Source organism: Campylobacter sp. BCW_6465 (assembly GCF_001762815.1).
Lineage (GTDB): Bacteria > Campylobacterota > Campylobacteria > Campylobacterales > Campylobacteraceae > Campylobacter_D > Campylobacter_D jejuni.
Genome location: NZ_MJXN01000112.1, coordinates 119300 through 145053, shown reverse-complemented (window position 1 = coordinate 145053; position 25754 = coordinate 119300). Strand labels below are relative to the sequence as shown.

Sequence of the window (25754 nt, the reverse complement as noted above, 5' to 3'; positions counted from 1 at the left end):
TGTTCTAAATTTTCATCTTCTAAATTTTGAGTTTCTAAAGTTTTGTTTGCATTATCATCTTGAGCGTTAAGCTCTTCTTGCATTTCTAATGTATTTGTTTTAGAATCGTTTAATAATTCTTGCTTTTCTATTTCTTCATTTTTGTCATCTTCTTTGATTTCTAAATCTTCATCATTTTTATCATCTAAACTAGGTTCAGTATCCAAAGCTGTATGTTCTTGGCTTAAGTCTTCTTTTTCGCTTTCGCGATCTTCCAAAGTTAAATCTAAATCAGTTTGAATGTCTTCTTGAGTCTGTTCTTTAATTGCTTCTTGTTCTAAATTTTCATCTTCTAAATTTTGAGTTTCTAAAGTTTTGTTTGCATTATCATCTTGAACATCATCATCAAAACTCAAATCTTTCACTCCCTCTGAATTTATATCTAAAGAATTTTCATCAGGCAAATCATCTAAATTTAAATTATCTAAATCCAAGCTTATATCAGCATAGGGATTTTCATCATTGCTTAACATTGGCAAATCAATAGGTGTATGTTTGTTTACATCTTTATTATTAAGTAAATTTAAAAAATCTGTAGGTAAAAAAGGTTTTTGTAAAATTTGCGCATCTATATCTTCTACATTTTGGTTTCGCGGAGCTAAAAAAATCAATCTATCACATTTTTCTTTAAGAATTTTTAAAGGTGCTGGAGTATCGCTATCTACAACAATCACATCATAATTACCCAAATTTTCACTATAAGCATTAAGTTCTTCAAAATCATAAGACATTTTTTTAGCACTAAGGCTTACAAGTCTTGAAACTACAGGGTTTTCATTTAAAAGTAAAATTTTCATCACTTTAATCCTTAAAAAATAATCGCTATTTTACGATAATTTCATTTATCCTTTCCTTAGGAGAAAAAAAGAGTTTGCATATGAGTGAAAAGTTCTAAAATTAAATTTTTAAAATATTGCATCATAACTAATAAAATAGCGATCAAAACTACAAAACCTAAAGCTATCTTTATAGGATAGCCAATAACTAAAAGATTAAATTGTGGCATTGTTTTCATCAAAAGTCCAAAAATAACATCGGCTAAAAGTGAAATTCCAAGTATGGGAAAGCTCATAGTAAAACCTATGATGAAAATATTAAACATACCCATATTTAGATAATGCATTAAATTCTCATGCGGATAAAATCCACCTAAACTAATATAACCCAAAGAATGACTTAAAAACAAAAGCATTAAATGATGGCCATCAAAAGCAAGAAAAAACATCAAAGCAAGCAAATTTAAAATTTGAGATGTGATAGGCATACTCGTTCCAGAACTTGGATCTAATATACTTGCCATAGTAAATCCCATAGTAAAAGCAATCTGCTCACCTGCCATCATAATAATAGCAAAAATAATTTGAAGCATTAATCCTGCTATCATTCCAAAAATCACTTCACTAATAAGCTGCAAAACAAAAAAACTATCTAAATGCAAAGATTCTAATCTAGCCAAAGGATATAAATACATAGTCAAAAATAAAACTATAGTACTTTTTATCACCATAGGAATAGAATTATGTGAAAAAAAAGGAAAAAAAACTATAAGACCACTCATTCTAGCAAGAAGCAACATAAAAGTTACAACATTTTTATCACCTAAATAATTAACAAATTCCATTGGCGTTTATAGTATAAGTTTTATCACAAAAACTTGCAAGCTTGCTATCGTGAGTTACAAAAAATAAAGCTGCATCATTTTCTTTAACATAGGAAATTAAAAGTTCGATAACATTTTTAGCATTATCAAAATCCAAATTTCCAGTTGCTTCATCAGCAAAAATAATCTTTGGTTTTTTACAAAGCACGCGCGCGATACTCACACGCTGTTGTTGTCCGCCGCTAAGCTTTCCTATTTTTTGATGTAAAAGCGCATCAATACCTAATCTTTTTAAAATTTTCTCATCTAAATCTTGACCCGATAAAACACTAGCAAGTTCGATATTTTCTAAAGCTGAAAAACCTTTAAAAAGATAATGTGTCTGAAAAATAATACCAAAATCATAACGGCGAATTTTTAATCTTTCGTTTTCATCTATCTGATAAAGACTAGAACCTTTAAAAAAAACTTCACCTTTTTTTGGAATTAATAAAGAAGAAAGTATATGTAAAAGAGTAGATTTGCCACAACCGCTACTCCCTTGAATAGCAATGCAATCTTTAGTGTTTAAAGTAAGATTTAAACCCTCAAAAAGCGGATAATCAAAACTATGGCTTAAATTTTCCGCTCTTAAGAGTTCCATTTTTAACCGTTTTTAAAGTTGTGCAGCAACTTCAGCCGCAAAATCTTCAGTTTTCTTTTCTAAACCTTCGCCAACTTCAAAGCAAATAAATTCGACAATTTTAATTTTTCCGCCAAATTCTTTTTCTTTTTCGGCAATTACTTGTTCTACGGTTTTTTTATCATCCATTACATAAAACTGACCCATTAAAGTAAGTTTGCTATCAAGTTGAGAATTATCTGCTATAAAGCTATTTATTTTACCTGGGATAATATTGTCCCAAATTTTTTCAGGTTTACCTTGAGCTTTAAGCTCTTCTTTGATTTTTTCTTCAGCTTCTTTTAAAATTGCATCGCTTAATTGTTTGCGACTTGCAAATTGAGGAATTTTATGTTCAGGTTTATTTGGATCTTTAAGTCTGCGTCTTTCTTCATTTTCTTTTTCAAGTTCAGCAACCAAAGCTTTGTATTCATTTTCAACAAAAGTCATATCCAAATCTTCATAACTTAAATAACTTGGTCTCATTGCTGCAATATGCATACAAATTTGTCTTAACAAATCTCTTGATTTTGAAGCCACTTCAGCACTATCACAAGCTGCAGCGATCACAACACCAACACGGCCATTTGTATGGATATAACCATTTACAACGCCGTTAGCACCTGCTTTTAAAGTTGCAAATCTTCTTACAACTAAGTTTTCTCCTATAGTTGCAATTTGACTTTTTAAATATTCTTCAAATTTTACACCATTGATTGTGCTTGAATGAAGTTCTTCCACACTTTGTAAGCTATTACTTTGAATATGAGCTGTAGTATCTTTTGTTAAAGCGATAAACTGATCATTTTTTGCCACAAAATCTGTTTCGGAATTAATCTCGCTTACAGTTGCGCTTGTAAAATCATCGCTTACTTTTACACTTACTAAACCTTCTGCAGCAAGTCTGTCTGCTTTTTTAGCAGCCTTACCTAAACCTTTTTCTCTTAAAAGTTGTACTGCTTTATCAAAATCTCCATTAGTTTCACTCAAAGCATTTTTACAATCCATCATCCCCGCACCTGTACTTTCGCGGAGTTCTTTTACCATTGCAGCAGTGATTTCAGCCATTATTCTTGCTCCTCACCGAAGTCTTCTTCGCTCATCGCTTCATCTAAAACTTCTTTTTTCTCTTCATCGGTGATTTCTTTTTCTTCATTTGCTAAAGCTTCACTATCTTGTTCTCTTAAAGCTTTTCCTTCATTAATCGCTTCAGCCATTTCTTGACAGAAAAGTTGCACTGAACGAATTGCATCATCATTTCCTGGAATAGGATAAGTTACCAAATCAGGATCGCAGTTTGTATCTAGTGGAGCTACAACAGGAATTCTTAATCTATTTGCTTCTTGAACAGCAATTTTTTCCTTTACTGTGTCAACAACAAAAATCATATCAGGTTGAGTTTTCATATAACGAATTCCACCTAAATAAGCTAATAATTTTTCTTTTTTTCTTGTAAGCATTAAAGCTTCTTTTTTAGTTAAAAGCTTAATACTTCCATCTTCTTCCATTTTTTCAATTACTTCTAATTTTCTAATTGATTGGCGAATAGTACCAAAATTTGTCATCATACCGCCAAGCCATCTATGATTTACATAAGGCATACCGCATTTTTCAGCGTATTCTTTAATCGCTCCACCTGCTTGTTTTTTTGTTCCAACAAAAAGTATAGTTTTTCCTTCGGCAGCAGCGTCACGAACGATATTATAGGTATATCTAAAATATCTTAAAGTTTTTTGTAAATCAATTACATAAATACCTTTTCTCTCGCCAAAAATGAATTTTTTCATCTTTGGATTCCAGCGTCTTGTTTGGTGTCCAAAATGCACACCGCATTCTAATAAATCTCTCATACTAACCATGAGTTTCTCCTTATAAATTTAGCTTTATTCCTCCACATCCCTTAATTTACACAAGCTAAAAAGAATTGATGTGTGTGAAATGAAGTTAAGATTCTATCAAATTTAAGTTTAGTTTTTACTTATATATGTAGTCCTTGGTAAGGCTTAGATTATTATTGATTTCTTTTGTGATTAAAAATTGGAACAAATCCACGCTTCCAACACGAAAAGCAGAGGCACAAGAACGAAGGTATAAATCCCACATTCTTATAAATTCTTCATCATATTTTTCCCTTACCTTGTCCAATACTTTGTTAAAATTTTCATCCCATAAATCTAAAGTTTTTGCATAGTGCATTCTTAAACTTTCTGCTAAAAGAAGATGAAAATCCCACTCGCTCATAGCACTTACAACCTCTCTTAAAGAAGGTAAATATCCTCCTGGAAAAATATATTTATCTATCCAAGCATTTGTTTTTCCTTCAAACATGGCTAAAATAGAATGTAAAAGCATAGAACCTCCAGGTTTTAACACTTGTTTTACTTTCATGAAATAAAGTCCTAAATTCTCTTTACCTACATGTTCAAACATACCCACAGAAACAACTTTATCAAAATAATTTTCAAATTCTAAATCTTGATAATTTTGAAGTCTTATTTCTATTTTATCTTCAAGACCAAGTTCTTTTACTCTTTCCTTAGCTTTTTTACACTGCTCCTCTGAAATAGTAATTCCAACAACCTTAACTCCATACTTTTGAGCCGCCATAATAGAAAGCCAACCCCAGCCACAACCTATATCTAAAAGCTTTTCTCCTTCTTTTAAATCAAGTTTTTTAAGGGTATGTTCTATTTTGTTAATTTGAGCTTCATAAAGAGTATTATTAGGCTCTTTAAAATAAGCGCAAGAATAGCTCATAGTATCATCAAGCCAAAGCTTATAAAAATCATTACCTATATCATAATGACTTTTGATATTTTTACTTTCTTGCTTTTGAGTTATTTTACTCAATACATCTTTTTTGGTTTTAAAAAATTGCTGATTAGAAAAATAATATAATACCCTAGCCATTTCATCATAATCGCCCTCTATGTCAAGTTTTGCCTGCATATAATGTCTTGCAAAAACCAAACTTGTATCACCAAATAACTCCAAAAAAGGAATTTTTTCTTTAAAAATTAAAGAAAATTTAGCAGGTTTGTTTCCGATAAAAAATTCTTCTTTATCCCAAAAAACAACTCTAAAATCCCCATAATCCCATTTTTTTAAAATAGATTTGATTAAAGTTTTTTCTAACATAAAATACTCCTAAATTCTAAAATAATTATATTTTGAAGTATCTCTCTTTAAATATTAAAAATTAATAAAAATGAAGAAAAAATAAGATTTTTGCCATTATCATTAAATAATGGCAAAAAATGTAATATTAATGTAATTTAGACCAAACAGAACGCTTCCAACCTATAGCAAAAATACTTAAAATTACAAAGAATATCATTACATAAATTCCTGTAGTTTTTCTTTCTTCTTTTTTGCTATCACCCACTTGATCAATATAAGATACAACCTTAGCCTGTGCAGCTTCTGTTAAACCTACTCTTGGCATAGCGGTTCCTGGAAGAAGTTTTTGAGTGTTATTAATAAAATCATGTAAATATTGCTCACCACGAGATCTTATCATCATAGAAAGATCAGGCGGAACAGAACCTAAATAAGTTTTTAAATCATTTTGATTTGATGGAGTAAAAAAGCTATCGTATTTCATATCATGACAACGTCCGCAAGCCTCAATAAAAGTTGCTTTATCTTTAGCAAATTTTATATCTTTTTCCATTAAAGCCGCTTTTTGAGCACTATTTTCCATTTTAGCATATTTTGCCTCAACATCTTTCTTAATAGTAGCATCTTCATTGGCTTCAAATTTAACACTCACATCTTTAAGATAAGCAATTACATTGGCTATATTTGCATTTGTAGCTTCTTCGCTTTCTCCTGAAGTATCTTTATTGTAAGCTGTCATAATAAAAGCATCACCAAATTTATGATCTACTTTTAAAGCAAGCGCAGGATGCATAATCAAAGCTGCTAAAAATTTTTCATCAAAAATAGCACCAGCTGCACTAAGATCAGGTGGTATTACTCCCATAGAAGAATCAGTAATATTAGCTGTTATTCCATCTTCTTTTAGACCATGACATGCAAAACAGTTATTTTCAAAAAATTCTTTACCTTTTTTTGCATCACCCTTAGCAAAATCGATCTTTGCAACATCTGCCCAAAGTGTTTCAACTTTGCTTAATTCTTCTTTTGCTTTTTCAAGTTCTTTGTTTGCACTCTCTATTCTTTTAGCATCTCCTGAAGCTTGTGCATCTTTTAGAGCTAATTCTTTAGCTTCAACTATACCTTTTGCAAAAGTAGTATCTTCAACAGCAAAATCAAAATTTGCAGGAGCAACATGAGGTTTCATCACTGAATGAGCATAAGGCTCTACCCCCCAATATACAAGCGCAGTAAAAACTACCACAACTAAAAATATTTTTATTTCTCTCATTGTTTAGCTCCTTTTCTCTCCATAATAGTAATAACCGGTAAAACTACAATAAGTAAAAGTAAAAATACTATAGAAGCATAAAATCCTACCCAAGCATTTACACCTGTTGGAGGTAATTTTCCATAAACTGTTAAAACAATTAAATCGATAAGCAATATCCAAAACCAAATGAAAAATAAAGGTCTTTCATGAGCTGGTTTTACAACATCACTTCTATCAAGCCAAGGAAGCAAGAAGAAAATCACTTGAGCAATACCAAATGCAGCCAAACCTATATCAAAAGCTTTAATACCTGCAATATCAAAGAAAAATCCTCTTAAAACTTCATAACTCCATAAGAAATACCACTCAGGATAAATATGAGCTGGTGTTTTAAGCGCATTAGCTGGATCAAAATTAATTGGATCCATTGCAAATTCAAATTTAAAACAGACCAAATAAAAGAAGAAAATCATAAAAAAGCTTATATACATAAAATCTTTTGATAAAAATCCTGGCCAAAAAGGAATCACTTTAGAACCCTTTGTGTCACCTGCCATGTATTTTTCAGCCTCTAAATCAAAGTCAAGTTCTTCAGAAATTTCATTATTAACATGAGGAATTCTTAAAGAATAGAAGTGAAATGCTATAATAGCAATGATAACTATAGGAAGCAAGCACACATGAAGCATAAAAAATCTTGTTAAAGTTGGATCAGAAACCGCATAATCTCCACGAATCCAAATCACAAGCTCAGGGCCAATAAATGGTATCCCTCCAAAAAGATTAGTGATTACTTGAGCTGCCCAATAACTCATTTGTCCCCAAGGAAGCATATAGCCACTAAAAGCTTCAGCAGAAAATACAACAAACAAAAGCATACCGCTAACCCAAATCATCTCACGACCTTTTTTATAAGAACCGTAATAAATTCCTGTTAGCATATGTATGTATATAATCAAAAATACAACAGAAGCGGCAACACCATGCATGTGACGCCAAAGCCATCCATAATCCACCTCTTGCATAATAGTCTTATTCACACTATCAAAAGCAAGTGCAGTATCTGGTTTATAATACATTACAAGTAAAAGTCCTGTAACAAAAAGCACTGCAAAAAGAGTGGTTAAAATAACCCCCATTGCCCAAAGAAAGTTAATTTGCTTTGGTATCCAATACTTTACCATTAAAACATCAAGCAGTTTATGTACTGCAAGTCTTTGATCAAGCCAATCTACAAGGCCATTAGCTTTTCTAATTTGTGCCATCTTAAGCCTCCGCTATCATTTTTTTATATTCAGGACCCTCTTCACCTAAAACAAGTTTGGTTCCATCAATCTTAAAAGGAGGAATTTCAAGAGGCTTTGGAGGAGGTCCAAAGACATTTTTTCCACTTGTGTCAAATTCTCCACCATGACAGGCACATTTAAACAATTGCTCACTTGGTTGGTAAGCAGGTATACAACCCAAATGCGTACAAAGTCCTATAACCACAGTATAAGCTGCGTTATCTACCACAACATCACGTTTTTCATCTTTTGGCATACTCGCATCTTTTTTTAATATAAAAATAGGCTTTTTACGCCATTCTATAGTTCTAAGCTCTCCATCTTGCATTCCTGATAAATCTACTGTAGTAAAACCTGCAGCTTTGACACTTGGAAGCGGATCCCAAGTTTTTTTCATCGCAACAAGCGAGAAAACACCGCCTACAGCAGCTACGCTTCCAAATGCAAAGCCCATAAAGCTTCGTCTACTCTCAGATGTAGCCATAACTTGTCCTTTCGATTTTATTTTTTAACCAAGTTAAAAGTTTATCGAAATTAAAATAAATTTTTTCTTTGTTTAACAAATTTTGATATTTAGACAATAAGAGCAAAAAGAGAAAAAACAAGCACAGGTAAAGTTATCAAAAAGCCAAATTTACAATATTGCCAAAAAGAAATATTAATGCCTTTTCTAGCCAAAACTCCAAGCCAAAGCAAAGTTGCCAAAGAACCTATTGGCGTAAGTTTTGGGCCTATGTTTACCCCCAAAAGATGCGCATAAATCATCAAGGAATCAAAAGAAAAATTCTCAAAATATTCTTTTAATGCCAAATCGCCGATTAAAACCATAGGCAAATTATTAAACACAGAAGATCCAAAAGCTGAAATCAAAGCCATACCAAAAATTCCACTCTTATCTTGCATCAAAAAAGCATAGCTTTTAACCAAAATTTCACTCACGCCTATTTTATGTAAAGCAAAAACCACCATATAAAGCCCAAAACTAAAAAGCAAAACTCCATAAGGTGCTTCAAAAAGAATTTTAACACTTTTTTTACCTTGAATTTTTAAAACAATAAGCCAAAAAATTCCCGCCCAAAGCAAAGCAAAAAAACTTATTTTAATATCAAAAATTTCACCTATAAAAAAACTGATCACAAAAAGAAGTAAAAATACTATGCAAAGAAAAAACAATTTCAATGAAATTTGCTCTTTTTTGACTAATTTAATTTCAAGCCTTTTAGGCAAAACTCTCCCATAAAGCATAAAAACCATAACTATAGTAGAAAGCAAAACAAAAAAATTTGGCAAAAACATATTTTTAGCAAATTCTAAAAATTCTATCTTAAAATAATTTGCTGTAATAATATTGGTTAAATTTGAAATAACCAAAGCGTTTGAACTTGCATCACATAAAAAAGAAAGACTAAGCAAAAAAGAACTTAAAATAAAAACATGATTTTTACAATCTTTAAGAGTTGAAAATAAAGCTATAATAATAGGTGTAATGATTAAAATCGCTCCATCGTTAGCAAAAAATGCAGAAAGAAAAAAGACAAAAATCAACAAAAATAACATCAATTTCTTTGTGCTAATATAAATTTTTTCTTGATTTTTCTCTCTAGAAAAATGCAAAATTTTACTCGCAATAAAATCAAAAAATCCCAAAGCTTCCAAGCTAAAAGAAAGAATAATCAACCCAACCAAAGTTAAAGAACTATCCCAAACTAAAGAAAAAACAAAATAAGCGTCTGTAAAATCTACCAATTGAAAAATAAAAACAAAAAAAGCTCCCAAGCTAGAAAATACCCAAATAGGTAAATTCCATGGACGCCAAAAAAGTAAAATTAAAGTAGATAAAAAAATAAAAAAAGCAAGCATTTAAGCTTTTTTCTTTTGCATTTTGATATAAATTTGCAAAATATCCAACGCCGCAGGAGTGATTCCACTGATTTGACTTGCAGCAAAAATAGTTGGAGGTTTATGATGATTAAGCTTTTCTACAACTTCATTACTCAAACCACTTACACTTTTAAAATCAAAATTTTCAGGAATTTTAAGCTCGCTAAGATTTTTCATTTTTTCTACTTGAGCTTTTTGCATACTAATGTAATGATAATACTTTGCCTCATTTAAAATCTCTCTTAAGGAGTAATGATCCATGGTTTTAAACATAGGGTCAAGTTTTTTTAATTTTTCTATATCAAAACTTGCTCTTGCAACAATTTTTTGAAGATTGACTATAGAAGAAATTTTATCTTCTCCTAAACTCTCTAAAAAAGCATTATTTTGGTTATTAGGCGTGAATTCTTTAGAAAGTAAAAATTCAAGTCCTTTTTGAAGATTGTTTGCGATATTTTGTATATAAGTAAAATCTTGCTCGCTTAAAAGCCCTAAATCATAGCCATATTTTCCAAGTCTAAGTATAGCATTTTCTTCCCTTAAAAGCAGTCTAAATTCCGCTCTTGAAGTAAACATTCTATAAGGTTCTTTTGTACCTTTTACTACCAAATCATCGATTAAAACTCCTATATAAGCTTCATCACGCCTTAAAATCAAAGGCTCTTTCATATCTATGCTTAAACTTGCATTGATTCCTGCCATAAAGCCTTGTGCTGCAGCCTCTTCATAACCTGTAGTTCCATTAATCTGTCCTGCACAATAAAGATTTTTAATCTTTTTAAGTTCTAAAGTATGCTTAAGTTCAGTTGGCTCTATATAGTCATATTCTATAGCATAACCAAAACGGGTTATTTTAGCATTTTCAAAACCCTTTACAGAACGTAGCATTTGAGTTTGCACTTCATAGGGCAAAGAAGTAGAAAAACCATTGATATAATACTCCGTTGCATCGATAGTTTGAGGCTCTATAAAAAGATGATGACTTTCTTTGTCGCTAAAACGATTGATCTTATCTTCTATAGAAGGACAATACCTTGGCCCCACGCCTTCAATCTGTCCTGTAAAAAGTGGGGCACGATAAAAATTATTCTTAATAATCTCATGTGTAGTTGTATTAGTGCGTGCGATATAACAAGGAAGTTGAGTAGGATTAAAATTTCTTGAACGAAAACTAAAAGCTTTAGGATTTACATCGCCATCTTGGATTTCAAGTGCGCTAAAATCAATACTTTTTGCATCTACTCTTGGGCAAGTTCCTGTTTTTAAACGCCCCATTTTTAAACCCAAAGTTTGTAGATAATTGCCTAAATTTACTGAAGCAAGCTCCCCTACCCTTCCTGCTTGAAGTTTATTTTCGCCTATATGAATAAGTCCATTTAAAAAAGTCCCTGTTGTAAGTATCACTTTTTTGGCAAAATATGTATTTTCTAAATTTGTTTTTACGCCTTTAACTTCATCATTTTCTACGATTAAAGCATTCGCTTGTTCTTGAGAAATTTCTAAATTTGGAAGTTTTAAAAGTTTATTACGTGCAATGATACGGTACTTATCCATATCAATTTGCGCCCTACTTCCTTGAACGGCTACACCCTTACTTTCATTTAAAATGCGAAATTGTATTCCCGCTTCATCGGTGATTTCACCCATAAGACCACCCATGGCATCAAGTTCTTTTACCAAATGCCCTTTTGCAAGTCCACCTATAGCTGGATTACAACTTGCTGCTCCTATTTGCTCAATCAATGTAGTTAAAAGTAAGGTTTTTTTACCCATTCTAGCAGCAGCAGCACTTGCTTCAACACCCGCATGTCCACCACCTATAACAATGACATCAAACATATTTTGCCTTGAAAAATGTGAATTTTTAAAAGAAAGATTATATAATATTTAGACTTAAAACAAACTCGTTTTAAGCCTAACAAAAATTTATTTAGCTTCTTGGAGAGAGAAAATTAACTCATTATAAGTTTTATCTGCATCTTTGCAGAAATTTTTAAGCATCTCAACACCCTTATTTAAACCTTGTTGCTGTTCTACTCTTAAAAGATCGCTATAAAGGCTTTCTATTGTAGAAATAGCGCTTTTATTTGGCATACGACGAACGGAATAATAGCCTATGATATTATTATTAATATCTATTGATGGAGTTACATTTGCAAAAACCCAGTAGTAATTGTTATCTTTAGTTTTGTTTTTTACGTAAGCAAAAATTTCCTTACCCTCTCTCATATAATCCCATAAATATTTAAAAACAGTTTTTGGCATCTCTTCATGTCTTACTATGTTATGAGGTTTATTTAAAACTTCACCCATGGTATAACCTGCATACTTTAAAAAATCATCATTTGCATAAACTATTTTACCTTTTAAATCTGTTTTAGAAGTAATTAAACTATCTTCTTGTAAAAAAATTTCTCTTGACATTTCCCCACCCTCTTAATTTATATTTTTAATTTTGCTAAGATTTCAGCACTTCTTTGCTCTAGTGATTTAATATCATTTACAATCGCATCATAAGCTTTTTGATCGATATAATCTTGACTTGATTCTTCTATTGCTTTTTTAGCGTTATCTTTTATAAATTCTTTAGCTAAATTTAACTCAGTTTCAGAACTAAGTTCATTAATAACACCTTGAGCTCTCTCATCTTGGCAAAGATTAGAAATTGGATCTACACTTTCAAGATTGAAATTTTGAGCCCCATTTAAATTTAAATATATATTTGATTTATAAAGAATATGATCGATTTTAACCACAGACAAAATCAATCTCTTTGCAAAGGATCCAAAATTAACACCAAGAGCACTACTATTTTCTTCTAGACGTTTAAAAGCTTGAGAAAATTTATTAATTCTTTCTTCAGATTCACTAACAATGTTAAAAACTTGATCGCTGCCACTTTGGATATTTACAAAATCCTGTTGCATAGTCTGAATTGCAATGGAAATTTCACTTGTAGATCTTTGAGTTCTTTCTGCTAACTTTCTAACTTCATCAGCCACAACCGCAAAGCCCCTACCATGTTCTCCTGCACGTGCAGCTTCAATAGCAGCATTTAAAGCTAGAAGATTGGTTTGATCAGCTATATCGCGTATTACTTCAACCACTGAAGTAATATTTTGGGAATTAGCCACAAAAGTTTGCACTGTTTCCTTGCTCGAATTTACAACATCCATTAAAGAACCCATGGCACTTTGCAAAGAATCCACCTCTGAGCCATTTTCTGTAGCTGTATGAGTAATGGCATCAACTGTATCATATACATTTTTCATCATGCTAATATCTTGATTTAATGAGCTAGAAATTTGAGACATATCTTTATTTTGATTTCCAAGGCTTAAATCCATTAAAGTTCTTGATAAAGCATTTTTAAAAGTGGATCTTGCTGTCACTTCTATGTTTGCTAAAGCTTTATTTATAAATTCGATATTATGAGCAAAAATTCCTTTTAAACCTTCAGGCAAAGCCTTACGATAAAATTCGCCTTTTTGGGAACAAGAAATAGAAGTATTAATTTCCCTTAAATAAGCTTCTAGTCCATCAATAGTATTGTTAAGATTATCTGCTATTTCGGCTAATTTTTTGCTTTTTGTTTTTACATAGATCATTCTATTGTCAAAATTTCCTTCTTTTAACTCTCTACAAAGAACCAAAAGTTTATCTATCATTATTTGCTCATCTTTGTGTTGTCTAAGCAAATAAATCATTAAAACAGCGATTAAAATAAAAATTATCACTCCAACATAAATATGAATAAAAATGGCACCTAAAACACCGATAATACTTAGAAAAATAGTTAATAATAATCCATTTTTCACCATAAATTTACCCCTTTATTAAAAATTTTTGAAGTCATAAATTAAAGTAATACTTTAATAATATATATTACTTTAATTTTTAGGCGAAGATTATACAATAAAAAAGATTAAATATATCTTATTTAGTTATCTTCTTGTAAGTTAAAAACAAGTTCATTATAAGTCATTTTATAAGAACTTACAATATCTATTAAAGCTGAAACTCCAGCATTAATGCCTGATTTTTGCTCTTTTTCAAGTAAAATTTTATAAACTTCTTCAATTATAGGAAGAGATTTTCTATTGGGTGCACGACGAACAGAATAGTAGTTGATGATATCTCCATTGGTATCAAATGAAGCACTTACATTTGCAAACACCCAGTAAAAACTACCATCCTTGGCTTTATTTTTTACAAATGCAAAAATTTCTTCTCCTTTTTGAATATAATCCCAAAGACATTTAAATACAGTACGTGGCATATCTTCATGTCTTACTATACTATGAGATTTATACAAAAGCTCATCGACTTTATAACCTGCGTATTGTAAAAAGTCATTATTGGCATAAATGATATTCCCCTTAAGATCTGTTTTAGAAGTAATTAAAGCATTTTCAGACAAAACTATTTCTTTCATAATTAAAACATCCCAATAAAACAAATAAATCAAAAATAGAATTATTACTAATAATAAACAATAAAAAGTATACTAAATTATAAAATTTTCAAAAAATATTTTAAATTTTATAATGCAAATAATGAGAAATTTTGTAACATTTATATAAAAAATTGTCATATCATATAAAAGAAAGTATTTCTAGAGTTGTTTTTTTGTTAAAATTTACAATACGCATTGTTAAAATTATATTTCACAAAAGATCAAAAGGAGTGAATAAACTTGGAAACTTTAAGTCAAACTTTAGCTGAAAGAAAACCGCCTTTATATAAACGTATTATAAAAAGTCTTGGATTTTGGGTGATTATAGGCATTATTACAGGTATTATACTTGGCTATACAGATAAAGAATTAGCCATTGCTAGCAAACCAGGAGTTGATTATTTTATAGGTGCTTTAAAGGTTCTTATAGGTCCTATTATTTTTGTTACTTTGGTTTTGGGTATCATTAGTCTTGAAAGTTTAAAAAAAGTAGGTAGTATTGGTGCTAAAGCGGTTATTTACTTTGAAGTTGTAAGTACTTTAGCACTTGCTATAGGTATTTTTATGGCAAATGTTATGCAACCAGGTCATGGAATGAATCTTGATCCAAGTCAACTTGATACAAAAAGCGTTCAAAAATACATTTCTCAAACCACAGAAGTAAGCGCAAGCTCTGAGATTATGCATATTTTAAAAGATGCTATGCCTACTGATATTATCACGCCTTTTACAGAAGGAAAAACCATACAAGTTTTAGTTATTGCTATAATTACTGCTTTGATTATTTCTTTAATGAGAATAGAAGATAAACAGGCAATTCAAAGAGTTTTTGAAGTGGTGCAAAATTTTGTTTTTAAAATTCTACAAATCATTATGTATTTTAGTCCTATTGCCGCCTTTTCAGCAATGGCTGTACTCATAGCTCAATACGGAATTGGCTCTTTGATCAACTTAGCATATTTACTTTTAGTAATGCTGATTTCATGTCTTGTTTTTATATTTGGAATCTTAGGTCTGATTTGTTATTTTGCAAAAGTAAATATCTTCAAATTTATGAGATTTATCTCAAGAGAAGTATTGATCGTTTTTGCAACCAGTTCAAGCGAGTCTGCACTTGCTCCTTTAATGAGAAAACTAGAAAAAGCGGGACTTTCTAAAGCAACAGTCGGACTTGTTTTACCAACGGGATATAGTTTTAATCTTGATTGTACAAATATTTATCTAGCTATGAGCTTAATCTTTCTAGCACAAGCTTTTAATGTAAATTTAAGTTTAACACACGAAATTAGTATTTTAATAGTATTAATGATAGCTTCAAAAGGTGCAGTGGGTGTAACTGGATCAGGTTTTATAGTGCTTGGAAGTACGCTTGCAGCTCTAGGAAATATGGAAATTTCAGAAGCAAATGCAACCTTAGCGCAAGTTCTACCAGTAGCTGCTATAGGCGTTCTTTTAGGTGTTGATAAATTTATGTCTGAAATGAGGGCTGTTGGAAATCTTTGTGGAAATTCAGTAGCAGCCTTAATCGTTGCGATCTGGGATAAACAAATTGATCGGGAAAAATTCAACTATGCTATAGATAATCCAGAAAAATTCCATAATGCTGGAATGAACTAATGGGTTCTTTGGAGGAAATCATATCGATTAACCTCCTCTAAAGTATTATCTTTTTTCCTAAATTGTTTTAAAAAACTTTCATTGAAATTAAAACTAAATCCAACTTGAACAACGGTATCATCAACAGTCTCTCTTGCGCTATAATCACGACGCAATAAATTTAAACTAAATACACTATAAGGAGAGTAAGATACTTGATAATTAGTTTTATCATTATCCTTGCTTATATCAAAAGCAAAAGCGGTGTAAGTTGGAATTACAAAACTCATTCCAAGCTGTAAATTTTTTTCTGCTTCATTGGGTATGTAATAATTACTATAAGCCTTTATAAATTTACTATAACCAAACTCTGTACCAAAGCTTTTAGTATCTTTTTGTTCCTTTTGTTTGTCAATAAAACCATTAACTCCAAATAAAAAATCATCTTTTTCATAACGATTGATTAAGCCCCCTGAGTAATTATAATTATCTTGAGCCACAAAAAGTTCTTTTTGAAAAAGTAAAGAATTATTCTCTCCCTCATAAAGAGAACTTAAATTTTTAACCTGCGCGTTTTCGTTTTGAAAATCTAAATTCCCATCTGTTTTATCTATACCATTATTATTTTCTAAAGTTTTTGAAAGTAAGCTATCAAAAGTGCTTTTAAAATCCACATTCTCTTCTTGAATTTTTGGAGCTTCTTTGGTATTTTTATAATCAAAGTGCTCCCAAGAATTTTGATTATTATTTTTTGCTAAAGCCTCTGTAAGTTCATCGGCATTGAGTAAAGAAAACAATGCTATTATATAAAAAATACCCCTCATTATTCTTATATTCCTTATTATTTCTTGTTTGAGTATTTATTATAAAAAAATAATATAAATAAAAATTCCACAAAGACTAAAAACTAAAATTAGCAAATTTAAAGTAAATAAGTGTATAATTAAAATAAAAAAGGGTTATTAATGCAAAAAGACAACCTCATAGCTTTTGTTATTTTTATTATCAGCACTATCGCATTTGTTATTTGGGGATTTGGTTATATTTCGCAACATCAACTCATTCTTTTTATTCTTGCTTCTATATTTGGCATTTTTATGGCATTTAATATAGGTGGAAATGATGTAGCCAATTCTTTTGGAACAAGCGTTGGTGCAAAAACAGTAACCATTAAACAAGCTTTAATTATAGCAGCTGTTTTTGAGCTAAGCGGGGCAATCTTCGCAGGCGCAGAAGTTACTAAGACCATACGTAGCGGTATTGTTGTTTTTCCAAATTCTTTAGATCCTATGCTTTTTGTTATCATTATGCTTGCCGCACTTTTAAGCTCTGGGGTTTGGATTTTTATTGCAACCAAGAAAGGCTTACCTGTATCAACCACACACAGTATAGTCGGTGGGATTGTAGGTGCTAGTATTATGATGGGGCTTTTAAAATTTGATGGGATTCAAACACTCTCCATGGTTAAATGGAGTGAAATTTTAAGAATAGCTATTTCTTGGGTAGCTTCGCCTCTTTTAGGGGGTATTGTAGCTTATATTATTTATTCATATATTGATAAGAAAATTTTAAAACCATCAGAAAAACTAAATGATGATTTGAAAAATATCAAAAAAGAAAGAAAAAAATTCAAAGAAGAATATTTTTTAAATTTAAAAACAAAATCCCAAGAAGAACAAATTAAAGAACTTTCCGCTATTGCTTTAGATGAGGAAGAACAAGAAAATAATTTCTATAGAAATAAAATGAAGGAATTTAAGGATCAAGAAAAAGATATAGATATTTACTCTATTTTAAAAACTCATATGCCAATCATTGCTTGTATTGCTGCTGCTATCATTTCGGCAATGTTTTTATTTAAAGGTTTAAATAATGTTAGCACTTTGGATATTTTACAAAACTTTTGGATTATCGGAATTATAGGAACTATAAGTTATGTTGTAACATTTGCTATAGTCAAAATCGTTAAAAAAACAGAACTTAATAAAACTACTGATAGAATTTTCTCATGGTTTCAAATATTTACAGCCTCTAGTTTTGCATTTTCACACGGGGCCAATGATATAGCCAATGCTATAGGTCCTTTTGCAGCAATTTTAGATGTCTTAAAAAACGGCACAATTAACGCGACTTCTCCTGTACCTTTTGCTGCTTTAGCTATGTTTGGAGTTGCTCTAGTTGTAGGGCTTTGGTTTTTAGGTAAAGAAGTGATTACTACAGTGGGTTCAAAACTTGCAACCATACGCCCTACTACTGGATTTTCTGCAGAACTTGGTGCAAGCATAGTTATACTCTTAGCTACACAATTTGGAATTCCCGTTAGCTCCACCCATATACTCATAGGTGCTATATTGGGTATAGGAGTGTATAATAAAAACGCAAATTGGATTATGATGAAGCCTATAGGATTGGCTTGGATTATCACTTTACCAGCCGCTGGTATTATGGCAGCACTTGTATTTTTAGGATTTAAACTATCTTTAGGAATTTAAGTAAAGCTTATTTTTCTAAAATATTTTTTCCTTTAATTATATGCATTTTAATCTTTCCAAAAAGTTTATCCTCAGAATAAAGAGAACTTTTTGGAGCAAAAATTTCTTCATTCTCATCGAAAAGAACTAGATTAGCTTCTTTGCCAACTTCTATAACTCCACTATTTAAACCTAAAAATTCACTAGGGTTTTTACTTGTAAATTGACAAAGCTCTTGCCAATTTAAAAATCCTTCTTTGATTAAAAAAGTATAGCAAAGACTTATAAATTCGCATACGCTATGGATTCCAAAGGCCGCTTCATCAAAAGCTAAATCTTTTAAAGAAATTGATTTTGCACTATGCAAGGAAGTTAAAAAGCTGATCTTTCCTTCTTTTAAAGCCTCTCTTAAAGCCAAAACATCTTCTTTGCTTCTTAAAGGTGGCATAAGTTTCGCAGCCGTATTAAAATCTTCACAAGCACTATCATCTTTGATAAGATGATGAATGCTTACAAGTTTTAAATCCTTTTCATCTAATAATACTAAAGAATCTTTCAAACTTAAAAGATCAAAAATAACCTTATTTTTATAAAATTTAGCCAATTCTTTCATTTTAGCTATCTGGCTAGTTTCAGCAATTTTACTCATGCCTATAAGCCCTAGCTCAAAACTCATTTCACAATCATTCATCACTCCATTATCATCAAAATCCTTATCATAACAACGCACAAAAATTGGAGAGTCTTTCATAAAAGCATATTGTGAACTTACTTTTAAAGTATTTGCATCCAAAGAGCTATTAAGCTCTAAAGCACAAGCCCCCTTGTTTAAAAGAGTGGCTAAATTTTTAAGCTTGCCATTTGCATCCTTAACCCGCACACTTGAAAAAATTTGCATCTTTCTTTGAGCTAAATTTTGTAAAAATAAAGCAAAACTTTCTTCATCAAAATCCATGCAATCACGCAAAACTATACTAGAAATTCCTCCTTTTAGACACTCATTTTCTAAAAGCTCTAAATTAGCTAAAGAAAATTTATCATTTTTCAAACTTACACACAAATCCACAAAAGATGGAAGTAAAGTCATACCTTTAGCATCTAAAATTTCTTCACCTTGTAAATTAGAACCAATATTGGTAATTTTTCCTTCTTTAATCTCTATATCTTGTAAAGAATCTCCATAAATTTTTGCATTTTTAATTATCATGATTTTTCCTTAATCATTTTGCTTTAATAAATTCTGCGTTGCTTCTTGCACACTTTTACCCTTAAAAATTGCCACTACTTCATTTACAATAGGTGTATAAATTCCTTTCATTTTTGCTAATTTTTCTATAGCATAAGCAGTTTTTACACCTTCTGCTACTTCATTAAGCTCGGCTAAAATACTATCTAACTTTTGATTTTGCGCCAGTTTTAAACCCACTCTATAATTTCTTGATAAAACACTGGTTGCAGTTAAAAACAAATCCCCTGCTCCACTTAACCCTAAAAAAGTTTCTTCTTTAGCACCAAAAAATTTACCAAAACGGTGCATTTCTATAAGTCCTCTTGAAATCAATGCTGCTCTTGCATTATTGCCAAGTTTTAACCCATCACTAATCCCACTTGCAATCGCTAAAACATTCTTATAAGCACCACAAATTTCAGCACCACGCACATCATTATCAATATAAGTTTTAATAAAATCAGGGAAAAAACTCGCAAATTTTTTACAAAGCTCTTGATTTATCCCACTAATCATCAAAGCAGTAGGAAGTTTTTGCATTACTTCAGCAGCAAAAGAAGGACCGCTTAAAACACAAAAATTTTCTTTTGGCACAAAATCTAAAAAAATTTCATCTAAAAATTGACAACTTTGATCTTCTATGCCTTTTGAAGCAATTAAAATTTTTTGTCCTTTGTTGATGAAATTTTCTTTAAGCCAAGCACGCATCCCTTGAGAACTTAAAGCAAAAACAAGGTATTCACATTCTAAAGCTTCTTTTATGCTAACAAAATCTTCTAAATCACGCTGATGCAAAGAACTGATAAAACAATTGTGATTTTCTTTTAAGGCTAGATGTAAAGCACTGCCCCATTTTCCCGCACCAATAACCGCTATACGCATCAACCAAGCTTTGCTTTTAAAATTTCATTTACTTTTGCAGGGTTAAAAGCTCCCTTACCCTCTTTCATTGTTTGACCCACAAAAAATCCAAAAAGCTTGTCTTTACCGCTTTTATACTCTGCAACCTTATCAGCATTTGCATTTAAAATTTGTTCAATTACCGCTTCTATAGCTGAATCATCACTTACTTGCTTAAGTCCTAGCTTTTCTATAGCATCATCAATTTCCATACTAGTATTTTCAAACACAAAAGCTAAGACATCTTTAGCCGCTTTTGCACTGATAGTGCCATCTTCTATGCGTTTAATTAAAACTCCAAGCTTTTGAGCATCTACGGGAGAATTTTCTATAGTCAATTCTCCTTTTAAAAGTCCCATAAGTTCAGTATTTAACCAATTTACACAAAGTTTAGGATTTAAATTTTGAGAAATAAGACTTTCAAAAAAACGACTCATTTCTAAAGAACTGATTAAAACCTCAGCATCACTTTCTTTTATACCAAGCTCGTCTATAAAGCGTGCTTTCTTCTCATCAGGAAGTTCAGGGATTTTAATATCCAAAAACTCATCTTTTAATAAAACAGGCAATAAATCAGGATCTGGAAAATAGCGATATTCTGCCGCTTCTTCTTTACCACGCATACTTCTTGTAACTAAATTTGTTGTATCAAAAAGTCTGGTTTCTTGAACTACTTCTTGTTCGTAAGTTCCATCTTCCCAAGCCTCACTTTGTCTTTTTACCTCATATTCTATAGCTTTTTGGATAAAACGAAAAGAATTAAGATTTTTAATCTCTACCCTAGTATAAAGTTTTGTATCACCCTTAGGTCTTATACTAACATTTGCATCGCATCTAAAACTTCCTTCTTGCATATTTGCATCTGAAATGTCTAAAAAGCGTATGATAGAATGAAGCTTTTTAAGATAAGCTACTGCCTCATCGCTACTTCTAAGCTCAGGTTCGCTGACAATCTCAAGCAAAGGAGTTCCTGCACGATTTAAGTCCACTTTAGAAAAATTATTTTCGTGGATATTTTTACCTGCATCTTCTTCTAAGTGTGCTCTTGTAATACCTATGCGTTTATTTTCACCCTTTACATTGATAAAAAGCTCACCCTTTTCTACTATAGGGATATCAAATTGTGAAATTTGATAAGCCTTAGGTAAATCTGGATAAAAATAATTCTTACGATTAAAAACACTTTTTTTATTAATTGTTGCATTGACAGCTTTTCCAAAAGCTATAGCTTTTTTTACAACCTCTTCATTTAAAACAGGCAAAGCTCCTGGTAAGGCCAAACAAGTGGGACAAACATTGGTATTTGGAGCTTCTCCAAAAGAAGTTGCACATGAACAAAAGATTTTTGTTTTAGTATTTAATTGAGTATGAACTTCAAGACCTATAACTACTTCAAACATAAAATTTCCTTGAATTTTTAAATGCTTTATTTTATCTTTTTTTCTTTTAGAAAAGGCTTTAAATATTAGACTTTGATTTGTATTTGTTTAATTTTAAAATTATGAAATTATAAAACAACTATTTTTTCTGATTTTTAAGTTCATGATTTTCTATAAACAACATAAAAACCAAAAATAAAAGCAGGCTAAAAATAAACCCCAAAACAAGATAAAAATAAGATATAAATTTAAAAAAGAGAAAAAAGGTGCACAAAAGCATTAAAGCTAAAGATGCACCTTTGAAAAATTCTAAAATATAGATCAATGACCTTCCTCAACAACAGTTGCACCCGCTAAATATACATAAGTTAAAATCATAAAAATAAAAGCTTGTAAAAATGCCATAAAAGTTAAAAGCACATAAGCAGGAAGTGGAGCTATATAAGGAACTAAAGCTAAAATTACCATCAAAAATAAATCGTCACCTTTAATATTTCCAAACAAACGGAAGGACAAAGAAACCACACGAGAAAGATGAGAGACTATCTCTATAGGAAACATCAAAGGAGCTAAAAGTTTAATAGGTCCCATGAAATGAGCAAAATACTTTACAAAACCTTGCGCCATAATACCCTCAAAATGATAATATACAAAAACTATAATAGCCAAAGACAAAGTCAAATTTAAACTTGCAGTTGGAGCGTGAAAACCAGGTATTATACCTATAATATTGCTAAAAAACACTATAATCCCCAAAGTTGCAACCAAAGGAAGATATTTTCTTGCACCTTTTTCACTTCCCATGGTGTCTCTACCCATAGATAAAACTCCCTCTAAAAAAGCCTCGCCTAAATTTTGCATACCGCGTGGAACAAGTTGCATAGAACGAGTAGCCATCATAGCCACTATAACAGCAATTAAAGCTACCAAACCTATGTGAAAAAAATAAGAAAAAGTATGACTTGCATCAAGCAAAGAGCTAAATAAAAATAAATCTTTCATGGTTTCCTCAAAAATTTTATTCTAAACTCGGAATTTTAGCAAAATCTTACTTATATTTTAATGAAAATTTACATCCATTCTAAAACTTGCGAAAGTTCTTTAGCAACAAAACACTTAAGCCCTATATCTTCCAAAGGCTTAGAAGGAACAATGGCATTTTTAAATTTTTGCATTTTAGCTTCTTTTAAACGAATATCAAGGCTAAAAACCTCTCTAATTTCTCCATTTAAACTAAGCTCCCCTATAAAAATACTATCTTTGCTCAAAGGGCGATTTTTAAAACTTGAAATAATAGCTGCAACCACAGCCAAATCCGCCGCAGTTTCACTTACTTTTACTCCGCCGCTAATATTTACAAATACATCATAATGCCCTAAAGGAATTTCAAGTTTTCTTTCAAGCAAAGCCAAAAGCATATCTAAGCGATTTTTTTCATATCCTGTAGCGCTGCGTTTTGGGTAAGAACTTTCACACACTAAAGCTTGAACTTCTAAAACCAAGGCACGAGATCCTTCCATCACAACACCTAAAGCACTTCCTGAAATAGCCTTTCCACGAGTAAAAAAACGATTTGCTAAATCTTTTGCACTGATCAAACCCTTAGCAGTCATCTCAAAAATACCTACTTCATTCGTTCCACCAAAACGATTTTTAAAGCCTCTTAAAAGTCTGATTTCTTTAGTGGCATCTCCTTCAAAATAAAGCACCACATCTACCATATGCTCAAGAACCCTAGGCCCTGCTATAGCACCTTCTTTAGTAATATGCCCTATGATAAAAGTACTGATATTATAAGCCTTGCTAACACGCATAAGTTCAAAAGTAATCTCACGCACCTGAGTGATGCTTCCTGCTGCTGAAGTGATTTTATTTGAATATAGAGTTTGTATAGAATCAACGATAAGAATGCTATAATCTTTTTTGTGCAATTCTTCTAAAATATTTTCAAGGCAAAGTTCAGTAAGTAAAAATAAATTCGGAGTATTAGCCTCAAGACGATCAGCTCTTAATTTAATCTGGGCTTTACTTTCTTCGCCACTGACATAAAGCACTTTTTTACCCTGTTTAGCTAAATTTGAAGCAATTTTTAACAAAAGCGTAGATTTTCCCACACCTGGACTTCCACCTATAAGCACTAAAGAACCTTCAACAAGCCCTCCACCTAAAACCAAATCAAGCTCATTATCATCTGTGCTGTATCTTGTAAAATGTTCTAACTCCACATCTTCAATACAAACAGCTTCACTTGTTTTCATACTAACTTGCGCAAGCTCTTTTAAAACTTTAATTTGCTCAGCTTTTAATTCTACAAAACTATCCCAAGCTCCACAATCAGGACATTTTCCAAGCCATTTGCTTTGTTGATTTCCACAAGCTTGACATTCAAAAAGTGCTTTATTTTTTGCCATTATTCAAAAATAGGATCTAATAAAGTATCTAAATAAGCACTTGCATTAAATTCTTGTAAATCCGTCATTTGCTCACCTACGCCTACGTAAAAAATAGGAAGTTCAAGCTCTCTTGCTATGCTAAAAAGCGCACCCCCTTTAGCAGTCCCATCAAGCTTTGTGATAATCACGCCATCAAGTTTTACAAGCTCATTAAAAGCTTTAGCTTGTAAAATTCCAGCATTTCCCTGTGTTCCATCTAAAACTAAAATTTTTCTATGTGGTGCACCTTCTAAAGCTTTGTTTGAAATTCTTACAATTTTTTCAAGCTCATGAGTTAAATTTTTTTGATTTTGCAAACGCCCTGCTGTATCGATAATAACCCTATCAAAATCCTTTGCTTTTGCTTTAGAAATGGTATCAAAAGCAACCGCTGAAGGATCATGCCCTTGTGCAGTTAAAACTATATCTACATCCACTTTTTGCGCCCAAAGTTTTAATTGCTCAATCGCACCTGCTCTAAAAGTATCACACGCTCCTAAAATCACTTTTTGATTTTGGTTTTTATATAAATAAGCAAGTTTGGCAATACTTGTTGTTTTTCCCGCTCCATTTACTCCTAAAATAAGCTCTACAAAAGGTTTTTCTTGATTGGTTTCTTTTTTTTCATAAAGAAAATAAGAACCCATAACACGCTTTAAATCTTCTTTTTTTACTTCATTTTGAGGCGGTAAATAATAAATTATCTCTTCAACTATTTCATAACTTACATCTGCTTCAAGCAAAATTTCTTCAAGCAAATCTTTGGTTATCTTTTTATTCTCTCCTTTAACTCCAATAATATTTTCAAGAGTTTTTGCAAGTCCTTTTTTAAAAAAATTAAACATTAAAGTATAGCCTTTTGTATATCGATTTCTAGCATTTCTTCAGGAATAAGCCCTAAATACTGATTAATCAATTTAGAATGCTTGTTGTAAAGAAACATGGTAGGAATTCCATTTACCCCACCTAAAACTTTAGCTAAAAGATAGTTATTTTCACCATTAGAGACTTTATAAGATATTTTATGTTGTTCTATAAATTTTTGAATCTCCTCATTAGACTTATCCTCTAATAAAACTCCAACTATATTAAAATCATTGTTATACTTTTCTTGCAGTTTGTTAAGATGAGGAATTTCGACAATACAAGGAGTACACCAAGTAGTAAAAAATACAAACAAAGTTGCCTTATCTTCATCGTTGAAATTTAAAACGGCATTTTCTTTTTTTACTGAAATTGATCCTCCATCAATCAAATTAAGTTTAAAATTCATATCATCACTTTGATTTATACTTGCCTCGGTGCTTAAATTTACATCATTTTGCTGTTTTTCTTTATCATTGCTACAAGCAACAAATAAACAAGATATTACCACTAGTAAAAGTATTTTTTTAATCTTCATTATTTATCAATCCTTTATTCTTCTTTATAAAAATGCTAAAATTATAACATA

24 protein-coding genes and 1 pseudogene are annotated in these 25754 nt (G+C 31.1%); 2 read left to right on the top strand and 23 right to left on the bottom strand.

Annotated features, from left to right (window positions below; translation table 11 throughout):
* From AJ886_RS10920 to cetC, 14 genes and pseudogenes are all read right to left on the bottom strand, one after another.
* Nucleotides 1-599: pseudogene (locus tag AJ886_RS10920) on the bottom strand (highly acidic protein); the annotation flags it as partial.
* Nucleotides 600-892: 293 nt separating this feature from the next.
* Nucleotides 893-1660: a flagellar biosynthetic protein FliR gene (gene fliR, locus AJ886_RS08865; protein ID WP_002855878.1), complete on the bottom strand. Its 768-nt coding sequence runs from the start codon at nt 1658-1660 to the stop codon at nt 893-895.
* Complete coding sequence (locus AJ886_RS08860) at nt 1647-2282, bottom strand: ABC transporter ATP-binding protein (RefSeq protein ID WP_044780077.1); 636 nt, start codon at nt 2280-2282, stop codon at nt 1647-1649. The genes fliR and AJ886_RS08860 overlap by 14 nt, the downstream gene beginning before the upstream one ends.
* Nucleotides 2283-2294: 12 nt before the next feature.
* Nucleotides 2295-3368, bottom strand: a complete 1074-nt coding sequence (gene tsf, locus AJ886_RS08855; RefSeq protein WP_070287572.1) for a translation elongation factor Ts — start codon at nt 3366-3368, stop codon at nt 2295-2297.
* On the bottom strand, nt 3368-4159 hold the full coding sequence (rpsB, locus tag AJ886_RS08850) for a 30S ribosomal protein S2 (protein ID WP_070287571.1): 792 nt from the start codon (nt 4157-4159) through the stop codon (nt 3368-3370). Before rpsB ends, tsf begins: the two co-directional genes overlap by 1 nt.
* Before the next feature lie 115 nt (nt 4160-4274).
* The gene (locus tag AJ886_RS08845) at nt 4275-5438 is read right to left on the bottom strand and encodes an SAM-dependent methyltransferase (protein ID WP_002861892.1); all 1164 of its coding nucleotides are present in this window, start codon (nt 5436-5438) and stop codon (nt 4275-4277) included.
* A 127-nt stretch (nt 5439-5565) separates the two neighbouring features.
* Nucleotides 5566-6690, bottom strand: coding sequence for a cytochrome c1 (locus AJ886_RS08840; RefSeq protein ID WP_070287570.1), 1125 nt, complete (start codon nt 6688-6690; stop codon nt 5566-5568).
* A complete protein-coding gene (locus AJ886_RS08835; RefSeq protein ID WP_002852758.1) occupies nt 6687-7937 on the bottom strand; it encodes a cytochrome b in 1251 nt (416 codons plus the stop codon). The genes AJ886_RS08840 and AJ886_RS08835 overlap by 4 nt, the downstream gene beginning before the upstream one ends.
* A gap of 1 nt (nt 7938) precedes the next feature.
* Nucleotides 7939-8442, bottom strand: coding sequence for a ubiquinol-cytochrome c reductase iron-sulfur subunit (petA, locus tag AJ886_RS08830; RefSeq protein WP_002852880.1), 504 nt, complete (start codon nt 8440-8442; stop codon nt 7939-7941).
* Nucleotides 8443-8531: 89 nt separating this feature from the next.
* Nucleotides 8532-9818 carry an arsenic transporter gene (locus AJ886_RS08825; protein WP_070287569.1) on the bottom strand — a complete coding sequence of 429 codons (1287 nt, stop codon included), beginning with the start codon at nt 9816-9818 and terminating at the stop codon, nt 8532-8534.
* Nucleotides 9819-11678, bottom strand: coding sequence for a tRNA uridine-5-carboxymethylaminomethyl(34) synthesis enzyme MnmG (gene mnmG, locus AJ886_RS08820; protein ID WP_052949273.1), 1860 nt, complete (start codon nt 11676-11678; stop codon nt 9819-9821). It abuts the gene before it with no gap.
* Nucleotides 11679-11765: 87 nt separating this feature from the next.
* Nucleotides 11766-12263, bottom strand: a complete 498-nt coding sequence (gene cetB / locus AJ886_RS08815) for a bipartate energy taxis response protein CetB (protein WP_002861897.1) — start codon at nt 12261-12263, stop codon at nt 11766-11768.
* Nucleotides 12264-12280: 17 nt separating this feature from the next.
* Nucleotides 12281-13027 (bottom strand): methyl-accepting chemotaxis protein, encoded by a 747-nt coding sequence (locus tag AJ886_RS11040; protein ID WP_374700111.1) that lies wholly within the window; start codon nt 13025-13027, stop codon nt 12281-12283.
* A gap of 752 nt (nt 13028-13779) precedes the next feature.
* Entirely contained in the window at nt 13780-14274 is a 495-nt protein-coding gene (gene cetC, locus AJ886_RS08805) for an energy taxis response protein CetC (protein ID WP_070242795.1), read from the bottom strand.
* A gap of 261 nt (nt 14275-14535) precedes the next feature.
* On the opposite strand from cetC, the gene AJ886_RS08800 reads away from it, so the two are divergent.
* Entirely contained in the window at nt 14536-15912 is a 1377-nt protein-coding gene (locus AJ886_RS08800) for a cation:dicarboxylate symporter family transporter (protein WP_070287568.1), read from the top strand.
* Here AJ886_RS08800 and AJ886_RS08795 read toward each other — a convergent pair.
* On the bottom strand, nt 15909-16715 hold the full coding sequence (locus AJ886_RS08795) for an inverse autotransporter beta domain-containing protein (RefSeq protein WP_002887816.1): 807 nt from the start codon (nt 16713-16715) through the stop codon (nt 15909-15911). The two genes, AJ886_RS08800 and AJ886_RS08795, sit on opposite strands and share 4 nt — an antisense overlap.
* Before the next feature lie 141 nt (nt 16716-16856).
* On the opposite strand from AJ886_RS08795, the gene AJ886_RS08790 reads away from it, so the two are divergent.
* The gene (locus AJ886_RS08790; protein ID WP_070233544.1) at nt 16857-18383 is read left to right on the top strand and encodes an inorganic phosphate transporter; all 1527 of its coding nucleotides are present in this window, start codon (nt 16857-16859) and stop codon (nt 18381-18383) included.
* Nucleotides 18384-18390: 7 nt separating this feature from the next.
* Here the strand turns inward: AJ886_RS08790 and AJ886_RS08785 are convergent, their stop codons facing one another.
* The 8 genes from AJ886_RS08785 to AJ886_RS08750 all read right to left on the bottom strand — a co-directional run bounded on the left by AJ886_RS08785 (nt 18391) and on the right by AJ886_RS08750 (nt 25703).
* Nucleotides 18391-19569 (bottom strand): metal-dependent hydrolase, encoded by a 1179-nt coding sequence (locus tag AJ886_RS08785; protein WP_070287567.1) that lies wholly within the window; start codon nt 19567-19569, stop codon nt 18391-18393.
* Between the two features lie 9 nt (nt 19570-19578).
* The gene (locus AJ886_RS08780) at nt 19579-20475 is read right to left on the bottom strand and encodes an NAD(P)H-dependent glycerol-3-phosphate dehydrogenase (RefSeq protein ID WP_074468983.1); all 897 of its coding nucleotides are present in this window, start codon (nt 20473-20475) and stop codon (nt 19579-19581) included.
* Nucleotides 20472-21890, bottom strand: a complete 1419-nt coding sequence (gene gatB / locus AJ886_RS08775; RefSeq protein WP_070240412.1) for an Asp-tRNA(Asn)/Glu-tRNA(Gln) amidotransferase subunit GatB — start codon at nt 21888-21890, stop codon at nt 20472-20474. Before gatB ends, AJ886_RS08780 begins: the two co-directional genes overlap by 4 nt.
* A gap of 118 nt (nt 21891-22008) precedes the next feature.
* Nucleotides 22009-22194 carry a hypothetical protein gene (locus AJ886_RS10915; protein ID WP_053872368.1) on the bottom strand — a complete coding sequence of 62 codons (186 nt, stop codon included), beginning with the start codon at nt 22192-22194 and terminating at the stop codon, nt 22009-22011.
* On the bottom strand, nt 22191-22871 hold the full coding sequence (locus AJ886_RS08765; protein WP_070287566.1) for a F0F1 ATP synthase subunit A: 681 nt from the start codon (nt 22869-22871) through the stop codon (nt 22191-22193). The genes AJ886_RS10915 and AJ886_RS08765 overlap by 4 nt, the downstream gene beginning before the upstream one ends.
* Nucleotides 22872-22939: 68 nt before the next feature.
* Entirely contained in the window at nt 22940-24280 is a 1341-nt protein-coding gene (radA, locus tag AJ886_RS08760) for a DNA repair protein RadA (RefSeq protein ID WP_070287565.1), read from the bottom strand.
* A complete protein-coding gene (gene ftsY / locus AJ886_RS08755) occupies nt 24280-25146 on the bottom strand; it encodes a signal recognition particle-docking protein FtsY (RefSeq protein WP_053872366.1) in 867 nt (288 codons plus the stop codon). Before ftsY ends, radA begins: the two co-directional genes overlap by 1 nt.
* The gene (locus AJ886_RS08750; protein ID WP_053872365.1) at nt 25146-25703 is read right to left on the bottom strand and encodes a TlpA family protein disulfide reductase; all 558 of its coding nucleotides are present in this window, start codon (nt 25701-25703) and stop codon (nt 25146-25148) included. Before AJ886_RS08750 ends, ftsY begins: the two co-directional genes overlap by 1 nt.
* Between the last annotated feature and the right edge of the window lie 51 nt (nt 25704-25754).